Genomic DNA, 12332 nt, shown 5'->3' with positions numbered 1-12332 from the left:
TCACCTCCCGGGCCGACCTCGCCCACGCGCTCGTGCGCGAGGCCGTCACCGAGGGACATGTGTGCGCCTTCCTCGACGTGCGCACCACCGAGGGCACGCCGCGCTTCCTCGACCTCGTCAGGAAGGAGGGGTTCGGCAGGTGAAGCGCGCCGGTTACGAAGGCCACCCGCCGTAGGGGACGGTGATCAGCTCCATGGCGTGGCCCACCGGATCCATGAAGTACACGCCGCGGCCGCCGTCGTTGTGGTTGATCGTGCCGGGCTGCTTGCGGTGCGGATCCGCGTAGTGCTCGATGCCGCGCTCGACGATCCGCGCGTACGCGGCGTCGAACTCCTCCTCGGAGACCAGGAAGGCGTAGTGCTGGGGAGTGATGTGTTCCTCGGGGACGGTGGCGAAGTCCAGGGTGACTCCGCCCGCGAGGGCGACCGCCACGAACGGGCCCCATTCCGCGGTGATCTCGAGACCGAGCAGTCCGGCGAAGAACTCCGCGGACTCCCGGTTGTCCCGGGCATGGACGATGGTGTGGTTGAAGTGGACCGACAAGGAATGCCTCCACGGCATGTCCTGGCACCTCCATGCCTCACCCGGCCGGTGACCGGCACGCGATGCCACTGACGATCCTAGTGCCCCCCAGGCATCGCGACGGGGCGAACGTCGCCTGCCGGGGCACAGGCCGGGGACGCCACGGCGCGTCGACGGCGTGGTGCGCGCGCACCGTGGGCCGGTCATGCTCCTGCGTGGGTCCGGTGGGGCCCGACCGTCGGCCGGGCTCGCTGGTCCTGGCGGCCGCCGTCAGACGGCCCGGTGCGTCACGTGCCCGCCGGTGACCGTCAACGCCACCGGGGAGCCGGCGAGTTCGTCGCCGGGCGCGTGCAGGGGGTCCACGGCCAGTGCGGTGAGGTCGGCCCGGCAGCCGGGCGCGACACGGCCGGCGACGGCCGACTCGCCGGCGGCGGCCGCCGCGTGGCTGGTGCAGCCCTCCAGCGCCTGCAGTGGCGTCAGGCCCGGCCGGTGGGCCGCGGCGCCCTTCGGCCGGCGGGCCGTCGCCAGCACGGCCCGGACGTCGTAATGGGCGATGGGCCAGTCCGAGCCGAGGGCGAGCGTGGCGCCCGCCTCCCGCAGATCGCGCAGCCGCCAGGCACGGGCCGCCCGCTCGCCGCCCAGCCGGCGGGACCACTCGTCGCTGCCGTCGTCGCGTGTGTACCCGGTGTGCGGCGGCTGCAGCGAGGCCGCGACCCCCAACTCCGCGAAGCGCGGCAGCAGTTCGTCGGGAGCGGTCTCGATGTGCTCGATCCGGTGGGCGCCGCGCCCGCTCGGCCCGAGGGAGGCGACGGTGTCCAGCACATGCCGTACGGCCGCGTCCCCGATGGCGTGGGTGGCGGTGCGGACGCCCGCCGCGTGCAGGGTGCGCACGGCCTCGGCGTAGGCGCGCGGGTCCGGCCAGAACGCGGCGGTGCCCCGGCCGTGGCAGTCGGGGTGCTCCAGCCACGCCGTGCCGCCCTCGACGGTACCGTCCATGAAGAACTTGACCCCGCCGACCAGCCAGTGCCGTCCGCCCCTGCCCTGCAGCTCGACCAGCTCGCGCAGCGCGTCCCCGTCGGCGCCCGGCATGCACCAGGGCGCGAACCGCAGCCGTAGCGGCAGGACCGTCTCCTCGGCCACCGCCGCCACCAGGCCGAGGTCGCCGCCGTCCATCACATGGGCGCCGGTGAGCCCCGTCGCGGCCATGGCGGACAGCAGCTCCAGCAACCGGGCCCGCCGCCGCGCGTACGACGGCCTGGGCACGAGGTCCGCGACCAGGTCCATCGCGGCGTGCTCGACCAGATGGCCGGTGGGCCGGCCCGAGGGGTCGCACACCACCTCCGCGTGCTGGGCGAAGGTGCGCGGGCCGGTCACCCCGGCGGCGGCGAGGGCTGCGGAGTTCGCGAGGGCGGAGTGGCCGTCGTACAGGCGCAGGAAGGCCGGGGTGCCGTCGAGCACCTCCGCCACCAGGTCGTGGTGGACGGGGCGGCCCTCGAACGCGTTGTGGTCCAGGCCGTGGCCGACCACCCAGCCCTCGATCCGCTCGGCCCGGGCCAGCGCGGCGCGCAGCCCCGCCAGGTCGGTGACGCCCGACAGGTCCGTGCCCGTCGCCATCTCCAGCCCCCACACCGGATGGCTGTGCGCGTCGACCAGACCGGGCACGAGGTGGGCGCCGCGCAGGTCGACGACCTCGGTGCCGGGGCCGCGCCAGTCCCGTACGTCCTCCGCCTCACCGACGGCGGTGATCACCCCCTCCCGCACCGCGACGGCGGAGGCGGTGGGGCGGGCGGGGTCGAGGGTGCGGACGTGGGCACCGGCGAGGACGAGGTCGGCAGCGGGCATCGGTCAACTCCTGTGCGGCAAGCGGGTGTTCGTGGTCACTCGGCCGGTGCGACGACTGTGGCCGGGCCGGCGTCCTGGCCCGGACCGGGGGTCTGACCGGGAACGGCGTCCTGGCCGGGACAGGTGTCCTGAGCGTGAACGGTGTCCTGACCGGGACCGGTGCGCCGGCTCTCACCGGGAGCCGGGTCCGCGCCCGGCCGGGTCTGTTCACCGGGTTCCGTGGCGAACCGGGCATAGACCTCCGGACGGGAGCGGCGCAGCCACCAGGCCAGGGGCAGGCCGAGCGCGAACACGGCCGGTGCCACGGCGACGAGCAGGACGTTCACGGGCGCGGACGCGCCGGTGAACAGGTCGATGTGGGCCACGACCAGCGCGATCGCGGTGGCCAGCAGGACGGTGGCGAGCACCGGCGCCAGCACCGTGCGCACGGCTCCCTCGGTGTGGCGTACCCGCCGGAAGTAGCACGGCACGGCGATCGCGGCGAGCAGCTGCAGCAGCAACAGGCCGATCATTCCCGGGGTGTTCACCCACAGCAGCAGCTGCTGGTACGGGTCGGCGTGCGCGGACCGGAACGCGAGGACGACGGCGGCACCGAGCACGGTCTGGGCGATGCCGGCGACGTACGGGGAGCGGTGGCGCGGGTGGATCCGGCCGAGCGGGCGGGGCAGTACGCCCTCCTCGGCGAGCGCCAGGACATAGCGGTTGATGGCGTTGTGGAAGGCGAGGAGGGAGGCGATGACGCTGGTGACGATGAAGAGGTGCATCAGGTCGGCGGCCCAGCCGCCCACGTAGGTGCTGATCGCGGTGAAGAACAGGCCGGCCGGATCCTTGCCGGCCGCGCGCACCACCTGGTCGTCGCCGAAGGCCTGGACGGCGATCCAGACGACGAACGCGTAGAACAGGCCCAGGAATCCGACGGCCAGATACGTGGCGCGCGGGACGGTGCGCCCGGGGTCGCGGGCCTCGCGGCGGTAGATCACGGTCGACTCGAAGCCGGTGAAGGCGGCGAAGGCGAAGGCGAGTACGGCCGCCATCCCCGGCACCAGCACATGCGCCGGAGCCAGTGAGGCCAGGGACAGCCCGTGGGCGCCGCCGTTCACCAGCACCCCGCCGGCGAGCAGCACCAGTATGCCCGTCTCGCAGACCAGCAGGACGCCGAGGACCTTGGCGCCGAAGTCGATCGAGCGGTAGCCGCCGTAGCCGATCAGCAGCAGGCCGGCCAGGGAGACGGGCAGCCAGGGCACGTCGGCGCCGACGAGGGTGTGCAGGGTGTCGCGGGTGGTCGAGGCGAGCAGGCCGTAGACGCCGATCTCCATGCCGTTGTAGCCGATCAGCGCCAGCAGGGCGGCGCCGATGCCGACCGGGCGGCCGAGGCCGCGGCTGATGTAGGCGTAGAAGGCGCCGCCGCTGGTCACATGGCGGCTCATGGTGGTGAAGCCGACGGCGAAGACGGCGAGGGTCAGGCCGGCCAGGAGATAGCCGACCGGCGCGCCGATGCCGCCCAGCAGGATCGCGAGCGGTGCGACCCCGGCCATGACGGTCAGGGGAGCGGCGGCGGAGACGACGAAGAAGGCGATGTCGGCGGTGCCGAGCGAGCCGGACCGGAGGCCTGTCGCACCGGACGGCGCCGGCGGCTCCGGGGGCTCGGAGGAGGACACGGACATACGGGGGAGCCCTTCTGGCAGCGGAGGGGAGAGGTGCCGGTGGTGGGGCAGCCGGGTGCGCGGTCTCGGCAGGCCGGGCCGGGGGTGGGCCGCCCGGGCCCGGCTCTCCGGGTGCGCAGGAGGGATGGCGGGCGCCCGGAGCCGTAAACCTAAAGCCTTTCGGTTTCGGCAATGTAGCCTGCCGGTGGGCATCCGGGAAGACCTCAGGGAGAACGCTGACCATGGGACGGCCGCGCACACCGCTCCTCGACCGCGAGCGCATCACCACCACCGCGCTGCAACTGGTCGACGAGACCGGTGACTTCAGCGTCCCGCAGATCGCCCGGCGGCTCGGCGCGCAGACGGGCTCGGTCTACCACCACGTGGAGGGCCGCGACGGCATAGTGGAACTGCTGCGGGAGCGGGTCTGCGCGGCGATCGACCCGGGGACCCTCGAACTGACCCCCTGGGACGCGGCCGTCGAGGCCTGGGCCCGCTCCTACCGCGCCGCCTTCGCGGCCCACCCCCGTGCGATCCCGCTGCTCATGACCTCGCCGGTGCGTGCGCCCCGGGTGCTGGAGCAGTACGAGCGTGCGGTGAGCCTCCTGCTCGACGCCGGCTTCGAGCGGGCCGGGATCATGCCGCTGATCATCGCCCTGGAGAACCTGGTGCTGGGCTCCGCCCTCGACCTCGCCGCACCCGAGACGATGTGGGAGCTGACGGACCGGATACCCACCCCGCACCTCGCGGACGCGCTCGCCGCCGTGGGCGAGGGCCGCGCCGACCGCGCCTTCGAGGTGGGGCTGACGGCCTTCATGAACCACGCACGCGCACTCCAGGCCCGGTCGGGCGGTTGACGCACCACGCGGCTCATCGAGTCCCTGGCGGTGCGGCGGACGGAGACCGACCTGATCGCCGTCCGCGGGTGTGGGCGCGGACATCATCCGGGAGGCGCTCGACGGCGCGAACACCAGCGGGCAGCGGTGAGCGTCGGCACCGGTTTCCCAGTACCGCCAGTAACATGATCACCTTGGTTCCGGGTTACCAGTCAGTCAACTTGGCGCGGTCCCAGGCTGCGCCCTGCCCGGAGATGCCGAGATGTCCGAGTCCTCTCTCAACGACGCGTTGCACAACGCGCGCCTCACCTACGAGCAGCACGTGCGGACCTGCCGGCAGTGCCACGCCGACGGCGCCGCCTGTGCCGTCGCCAAGCATCTCCTGCGGATCTACAACAACGCCCGCCGGGAGCACCTGCGCTCCGGCGGCGCGCACGGCGCGACGGACTGACCGGCTTTTCGGCCCGCGCGGTCCGGGAACCCGGTCGCCGTCCCGTCCGCCGAAGACGCAGGAGGCCGCCGTGACGGACCAGCCCGGTGACCGGCCGAACCCGGTCACACAGCACCCCCGCCCCGACTTCCCCGCCCAGGACCAGCCGCATCCGGGCTGGACCGGCCCGATGGACCCGCCGCCCGACCACGGCGAGGACTCCTACCGCGGGGCGGGCCGGCTGGACGGCCGTAAGACGGTGATCACGGGAGGGGACTGAAGGCATCGGCCGGGCGGTCGCCCTGGCCTTCGCCCGGGAGGGCACCGATGTGCTGTTCACGTATCTCGCCGAGGAGGAGAACGAGGCCCGCGAGACCTCCCGGCTGGTGGAGGACGCCGGACGCAAGGCGGTCGCCGTCTCCTGCGACATCCGCGAGGAGGCCGACTGCCGGTCGCTGATCGAGCGGGCCGTCGCCGAGTTCGGCCGCATCGACGTCCTCGTCAACAACGCCGCCTACCAGATGTCCCAGCCGCAGGGCATCGAGGCGATCAGCACCGAGCAGTTCGACCGGGTCATGCGGACCAACCTGTACGGCAGGTTCTGGCTCACCGAGTTCGCCCTGCCGCACATCCCGGCCGGCGGCTGCGTCATCAACTCCACGTCCGTGCAGGCGTACAGGCCCAGCCCGCATCTGCTGGACTACGCCATGACCAAGGGCGCGATCGTCACCTTCACCCAGGGCCTCGCGCAGATGGTCGCCGAGCGCGGTGTCCGGGTCAACGCGGTGGCGCCGGGGCCGGTGTGGACACCGCTGATCCCCTCGACCCTCCCGGACACCGAGGAGTTCGGCAAGCAGGCCCCGCTCGGCCGCCCGGCCCAGCCCGCCGAACTGGCCCCGGCCTACGTGTACCTGGCCTCACCGCAGGCGAGCTACATCACCGCCGAGATCCTCAACGCGACGGGCGGCACCCCGCTGCCCTGAGCTCAGGCGCCGTACACCTCGCGGACGTTGGCGCGCGGCGGCGGGGCGTGCCGGGCCGCGGGGCCCTTCGCGAACGTGCGCAGGAGGTTCTCCGTCGCGCGGGTGACGAAGGCGCGGGTGCGGGCGTCCATGCCGTGGTCGCGCCCGAACATGCCGGTCCCGGCCACCAGGCCCTCCACCCAGCGCATGGTGCCGGTCGCGAACACCCCGGCACCACTGGGGGCGGTGTAGTACGCCGAGTCGCTGTGGCTGGCCCGCCCGCCGCACACCAGCGGCGAGTGCGCGATGATCTCCAGCTCGCCGGGCGTGGGGGCGCCGGGCGTGATCCGGTCGTACTCCACGCCGACGAGATGGGCGAAGCCGTCGCCGGGACGTGCGCCGGTGCCCTCGTACAGCCAGTGGTCGGCGGCCCGGACCACATAGGGCGCGTCGACCGGATAGCCCTCGTAGAGCACGCCGGTCAGGGAGGACTCGGGGTCCGGGGCGGGCGGGAGACGGTAGTCGGTGGTCACCAGGGCCGGGCGCGAGGCGTAGCAGGGGTCCGCGCGGTAGGCGGTCTTGTAGCAGACCACCGTACGGTCGTGCGCGGCCTCCCCGGGCTCCAGCCGTATGCGGCGGAAGCAGGTGTTCGCGCCGAGGAAGGCGATGTTCGTACCGGCGTCGCGGGCGGCGGTCACATGGGCCCGCTGCTCCGGCGTCCAGTACTCGTCGTGGCCCAGACAGACGACGGCGTGCGCGCCGCGCAGCACTCCGGGGTCACGGTGCACGTCGACGCCGGTCGTGTAGGCCAGCGGGATGCCGAGACGCTCGGCCAGCACCACCAGCGCCCACTCGTACACCTGGAACTTCTCGGCGCCCTCGCCGTCGTAGGGGCGGTCGAAGCTCACCGCGAGGGAGCGGGTGGCGTACGCGCCGGACGCGCCGTTGTAGAGGCTGCTGCCGCCCCAGCGGTTGTACGCCTGCCAGGTGGCCGGGGCGTGCAGCAGGACGGTGCGGCCCGTGCCGTCGGTGGAGCGGACGATCAGCGGAACGTACCGCTGGTGGCCGGATTCCGCCTCCAGCCGCAGCAGATAGGCGCCCTCCGGCCAGCCCGAGGTGTCCACCCGGAGCGTCACCGGCCAGTCGGCGCGCACCGTGCGGGTGGCGGGCAGCACGCGCGGCGCCGGCTGGGCGCGGCCGGGTATGCGCTCGGACGTCCAGATCCGGCGGGCCTGCCGGCCGCCGTACCAGCCGACCCGGAACGCGGACACCCGGAACGCGGCGGCCGTGGTCGACACATGCAGCCCGAACGGCTCGCCCGGGGTCACGCTCACCCGGTCCGGGTAACCGGCCACCGCGTCAGGCGGGCCCGTGGAGGTCAGACGCCAGTCGGCGGTGCCCGGCGCGTCCCGCTCCGCCTCGGGCCGCAGCCGGCCGTCGGCGGCCGCGGCGGAATGCGGCCGCGGCGGTGCCGCCGTGCACGCGGCGGCCGTGCCGAGGCCCAGGCCCGCGGAGAGGACCAGGAACCGCCGGCGGCCGACGCCGTCCGGCGGCGTGGTCTCGTGTGCTGGACCCACTTCGCCTCCCGGATACGTGTTCGCACCAGCGTCCCGACGCCCACGCGGCCCGCGCAACCCGCGCAGCCGGCGGAACACCGGTCGGCGGGCCTGTGCGAGGCCGCCGGGCCGGGCCGCCGGCGGTACGGCCGAACGGGTGATGCCGTGGGGGTGCGGTCAGGTGCGGAAGCCGAGGTGCACGTGGTCGTGATGGGTGGCGTCGCTGAAGAACTGACCGGCGCCGCCGCCCGACAGCGGCACGGGGCCACCCACGTTGTACGACCCGGCGGCCGCCGCGTCCCGCATGAACCGCTCGATCAGCGCGCGTGAGGTCGCCGGATCCACCACCGCGTGGCCGTCGATCCGCCACACGTCGAAGGCCCGGCCCCGCGGGTGGTCGCTGGGCCGGCTGGTGCCGAACACGTCCAGCGGATGCCCGGAGCGTACGACGCTCACCTCCAGCCGGTACGTCCGCGCCAGCGCGAGCATGGCCCGCGCCACACTGGTGTGCACCTGACCACTGCGCAGGTCCGCCGCGGCGGCGGGCGGCAGCACGATCCGGTCGTCGGACAGCACGCTCCGGACGTCCGGGGCCAACGAGCGGGCGGCCGGTCCCGGGTGCGCCGGATGCAGGGCGTCGACCGTCCAGCCGGAGGCCGACCGGGACAGGCGGACGTCGACCGTGGTCCCACCCGCGCTCACCGTGCCGGCGCGCCGGGTCCATTGCCGGCACACCACCAGCACGCTGGCCGACCGGGACAGGATCCCGCCGTACTGCGCGTCCACGACCTGCAGCGCCGCCTGGTCGGCCGCCGGCAGCAGCGGCCCGGCCTGCCCGACGAGGGCCGGGGGCAGCCCGAGCGCCGCGAGCCGCGTCCGTGCCGCCGCCGCGCCGCCGTGCCCGTCGGCCCAGGCACCGACCGCCTCCACCAGTCGCACGGCGCGCAGCTTCGCGGCCGGCTGGACCTCGGCGGACGTGGGCCGCCAGGGGGTGGTGCGCGGCAGAGCGGGGAAGGGCGACGGCGACCCGGCACCCGCCGTGGACCGCTGGGACGGGTGCGCGGTCGCGGCCTTCCGGGACGGGTGCGCGGCCGGAGGCGTGCGGCCGGAACAGCCCGCCGCGCCGAGCGCGACACCGGTGAGGGCCGCCAGCACGGTACGGCGGCCGGGCGGCGGAGCGGCAGGCGCACGGGTACGGGTCATACGGCCCAGTGTCCGCCGCGTCGCAGGGGCTCGGCGAGTGGCCACGGGCACGGGCACGGGCACCGGCGGCCGGGGCGTTCGATGCGGCCACGGCGGGCCGGCGCACCGACTACCGGCCGCACGCCCCGCCTCGCCACCAGGGCCGAGCGATCGCCGCCGCCGGCCGGGGCCAACCGAAGCCCCGGACCTCCGGATCGGCACCCCGCGCTGCCCCCGCCCTCCTCGGCCATCCGGCACCCGGCGCGGCGGCGCCCGGAGGCGATCGAAGGCTCGGATCCAACTCGCCTAGAACGGCGGGTCGTTGAAGATCTCCAGCAGGGACTCGGAACTCTGCTCGACGCCCGGGCCGGTGCCGGAGGGGTCGGGAAACGTGCGGCCCCAGGACGCGGCCCGCCCCAGGACGCTCAGGCGCCAGGCGAGACGCGCGGCGCGCCGCAGGTCCGCCGGCGAGCGGCCGGGGCCCGTCCAGGGCTCCAGATAGGCGTCGAGCAGCCGGGCCACGACCTGCGGCCCGTACCGCGCGCGTGCCTTCTCGGCGGGGACCCGCAGGCTGCAGAACGGGTGCGAGACGACCGCGTCGCCCCAGTCGAAGAAGGTGAACCGGCCCGGCGCCGGACGGAACAGCTGGCCGTCGTGCAGGTCCGCGTGGTCGAGGGTGTCCTCGACGCCGAGGGAGGCGAGTTCGGCGCACCAGTCCGCGAGCCGGGGCCGCAGCCGCTCCAGCCGCTCGCGGGCCTCCGGGCGCAGCGCGGTGCCGCGGGTGAGCAGCTGGTCGAAGACTTCGGGCAGGTCGGGGGTCCGGGTGGCGGGCACCCCGAGCCGCTCGATCTCGCGCGCGTGCGGGGTGAGGGCCCGCTGCACGCTCGCGTACTGGCGCAGCAGCTCCTCCCAGGTCCCCGGCTCTACCGGCTCCCGGGCGAGCACGTCGCGGAACAGCTCGCCCCCGTCGGGCAGCAGCACCCAGGCGCGCTCGGCGTCGACGGCCAGCGGGCGCAGGACGTGCTCCGGGACCCAGCGGGCCAGTGCGGCGGTCAACGGGCCCTCGAAGGCGCTGGCCGGCGGATTCGCCTTGAACCAGACCGCGTCCCGCCCCTCCACGGCCACCCGCACCAGCACCGACCACGGCCGCAGCCGCACCCTCAACTCGCCGCTCGCCCGCAGGCCGTGGGAGTCGAGCTGCTCCCTCACCCAGTCCAGGGCCGAGGCCCGCCACGACTCCTGCTCCCACGGAGTCGGGGCGTACTGGTACTTGCTCCGGTCGACGACGATCGAGAACTCACGTTGCACGACGCCATCCCATCACCAGGGCGGGGAGCCGGTCACCTCGTTTTCGCCGCAGGTCATGCCCCGGGGAAGCGCCTCCGGGCGGACGAACGCGCCCCCGGTCACCGACCGGGAGCGCGTCATGGTGTGCAGTACCGCGCGATCAGGCCTGCTGCTTGCGGCGCAGCGTCAGGTACGTGCCGGTCGCACCCGCGGCCAGCAGGGCGCCCACGCCGAGGCCCACCGGCAGGACCGGGAAGCCGGAGGTGCCGGTCGACGCGGCCGTGTTCTGCATGGCCGGGCCCGGGGTGATGCTGGTGGACACCGGGGCGACGTGCCGGATCGGGCCGACGTGCTGGACCGAGCCGTCGGAGTTCAGCAGCACCTGCTTGTCGTTCGGGTGCCGGAAGTCGAACATGCCCGCGAGGGAGCCGGCCGTGGCGTCGAAGGAGTGGTCGCCGATGCGGCCGGTGCACCAGTTGTCCTCGATGAACCGGGTGATGGACGCCTGGTCGGTCAGGGTGTGGTCGACCTTGTTGACCTTGCTGTACGGCGAGATGACGAGCAGCGGCTGGCGGGTGCCGGGGCCGCACCGGTCGGCGTAACCGCCGGCCGCCTTCGGGCCCTTCTGGCAGGCCGGGCTGTCGGTGGCCTTGCCGTTGGAGCCGGGGGAGGTGTCCGTCGAGCCGTTGCGCGGGGCGACGTACGCGTGGTCGTACCAGCCGTCGGAGTCGTCGTAGGCGACCACGATCGCGGTGGACTTCCACTGCGGCGAGCTCTGGATCGCGTTGATCTGGTTCACCAGGAAGTGCTGCTCGTCGGTCGGGTCGGAGTAGCCGGCGTGGCCGTCCTGGTACTCACCGGCCTTGACGAAGCTGACGGCCGGGAGCCTGCCCGCCTTCAGCGCGGCGGAGAAGTCGGTCAGGTCGTAGTTGTGGTTGGCCCGGCCGTCGTGGCCGATCTCCGAGACGGTCTTCGGCGCCAGGTGGTGCGGGTTCGCCGTCGACTTGTAGTACGCGAACGGGTTGTGGTGCGGGCTGTAGTCCGCCACGGCGCCCCCGCCCAGGTTGGTGTGGGTGGTGTCGCACTTGGCGTACGAGCCGGACGTTCCGTTCCACGCGGTCGACGGGCGGAAGCCGCCCTGGAACCAGCCCCAGGTCACCTTCCTGGCGTTGAGCAGGTCACCGATGTTCCTGCCCTGCATCGAGGCCAGCGCGTTGCTGCTGGTGTGGTCCTTGCCGGAGCAGTCGTCGTAGGCCGGGTCGGGGTCGTTGATGACCGTGCCCACGCCCTTGGCGTCGGGCGACTTGACCGCGTAGGGGTCCGGGGCCGGCGTCTGCTTGGGGTTCTCGGTGCCGGTGGACGGGTCCACGGAGACCACGCCGTGCGTGTTGCTGGAGATCAGGTTCAGCGCGCCCGGCGTGGAGGGGCCGTAGTTCGAGCTGAAGGAACGATCATTCAGGGAGTAGTGCTGGGCGTAGTTCCACAGCGCGGTGACGGTGTTGCCGTCGTAGTAGTCCATGACCAGGCCCGGCTCGCCGAACAGGCCGCCGCTGCACTTGTCGACCTCGGTGTTCTGCACGAACTGGTCGGCCTTGCCGCCGTTGTACGCCAGTTGCTCGGCGCCGTAGTTGTGGTTCTGGTCGCAGGTCATCGCCTGGGACGGGGACAGCCGCTTGGGCGCGTACTGGTTCGGGTTGTTCTTCAGCAGCCCGGCGTGCGCGAGGGTGTCGATGTCCTTCGGGGTGTTCTTCGACGCGGTGAACTTCGTGCCGTCGGTGTTGGCGGCCTTCGGGTACGTGGCGAAGTAGTGGTCGAAGGAGATGTTCTCGTCGAAGAGCACGACGACATGCTTGATCGGCGTCACGGTCGAGGAGTGCCCGCTCTGCGCCGCTGCGGGCGCCGCCGCCCAGCCGGGCGCGTTGCTGCCGAGCACGGTGAGCGCCGCGGCTCCCGCGAGCGCTCCCAGGCTCCGCACAGCGGCTCGTCTTCCTCTGCTGGCCATGGTGGTCAACCCCTCCGGACTGATCGTCAGTGCGTCGTACGAACAGGGATGCTGCGCCCGTTGCCGGACG

At 73.8% G+C, this 12332-nt stretch carries 9 protein-coding genes and 1 pseudogene; 3 read left to right on the top strand and 7 right to left on the bottom strand.

Annotated elements, in window-relative coordinates:
- Window positions 1–153: 153 nt before the first annotated feature.
- From ABB07_RS02235 to ABB07_RS02225, 3 genes are all read right to left on the bottom strand, one after another.
- The gene (locus ABB07_RS02235; RefSeq protein WP_208903236.1) at window positions 154–543 is read right to left on the bottom strand and encodes a VOC family protein; all 390 of its coding nucleotides are present in this window, start codon (window positions 541–543) and stop codon (window positions 154–156) included.
- Between the two features lie 249 nt (window positions 544–792).
- The gene (locus ABB07_RS02230) at window positions 793–2364 is read right to left on the bottom strand and encodes an amidohydrolase (RefSeq protein WP_208896968.1); all 1572 of its coding nucleotides are present in this window, start codon (window positions 2362–2364) and stop codon (window positions 793–795) included.
- 35 nt (window positions 2365–2399) lie between these two features.
- Window positions 2400–4028 carry an APC family permease gene (locus ABB07_RS02225; protein WP_244189182.1) on the bottom strand — a complete coding sequence of 543 codons (1629 nt, stop codon included), beginning with the start codon at window positions 4026–4028 and terminating at the stop codon, window positions 2400–2402.
- Between the two features lie 221 nt (window positions 4029–4249).
- Here ABB07_RS02225 and ABB07_RS02220 point away from each other — a divergent pair, with 221 nt between their 5' ends.
- The 3 genes and pseudogenes from ABB07_RS02220 to ABB07_RS02210 all read left to right on the top strand — a co-directional run bounded on the left by ABB07_RS02220 (window position 4250) and on the right by ABB07_RS02210 (window position 6256).
- Window positions 4250–4864, top strand: coding sequence for a TetR/AcrR family transcriptional regulator (locus tag ABB07_RS02220; RefSeq protein ID WP_208896967.1), 615 nt, complete (start codon window positions 4250–4252; stop codon window positions 4862–4864).
- A 241-nt stretch (window positions 4865–5105) separates the two neighbouring features.
- Window positions 5106–5294: a hypothetical protein gene (locus tag ABB07_RS02215; RefSeq protein ID WP_208896966.1), complete on the top strand. Its 189-nt coding sequence runs from the start codon at window positions 5106–5108 to the stop codon at window positions 5292–5294.
- Window positions 5295–5463: 169 nt separating this feature from the next.
- Window positions 5464–6256: pseudogene (locus tag ABB07_RS02210) on the top strand (SDR family oxidoreductase).
- 2 nt (window positions 6257–6258) lie between these two features.
- Here ABB07_RS02210 and ABB07_RS02205 read toward each other — a convergent pair.
- The 4 genes from ABB07_RS02205 to ABB07_RS02190 form a co-directional block, all read right to left on the bottom strand.
- Window positions 6259–7812, bottom strand: coding sequence for a N,N-dimethylformamidase beta subunit family domain-containing protein (locus ABB07_RS02205; protein WP_244189181.1), 1554 nt, complete (start codon window positions 7810–7812; stop codon window positions 6259–6261).
- Between the two features lie 156 nt (window positions 7813–7968).
- A complete protein-coding gene (locus ABB07_RS02200) occupies window positions 7969–8994 on the bottom strand; it encodes a hypothetical protein (protein ID WP_244189180.1) in 1026 nt (341 codons plus the stop codon).
- A gap of 285 nt (window positions 8995–9279) precedes the next feature.
- Window positions 9280–10281 (bottom strand): phosphotransferase, encoded by a 1002-nt coding sequence (locus ABB07_RS02195; RefSeq protein WP_244189179.1) that lies wholly within the window; start codon window positions 10279–10281, stop codon window positions 9280–9282.
- Between the two features lie 139 nt (window positions 10282–10420).
- Entirely contained in the window at window positions 10421–12262 is a 1842-nt protein-coding gene (locus ABB07_RS02190) for a phospholipase C (protein ID WP_208896965.1), read from the bottom strand.
- Window positions 12263–12332 lie beyond the last annotated feature (70 nt).

The sequence above is a fragment of the Streptomyces incarnatus genome (genome assembly GCF_001027185.1).
Classification (GTDB): domain Bacteria; phylum Actinomycetota; class Actinomycetes; order Streptomycetales; family Streptomycetaceae; genus Streptomyces; species Streptomyces puniciscabiei.
Note: the sequence above shows the minus strand (reverse complement) of the source record. Positions and strands in the feature narration are given on the sequence as shown.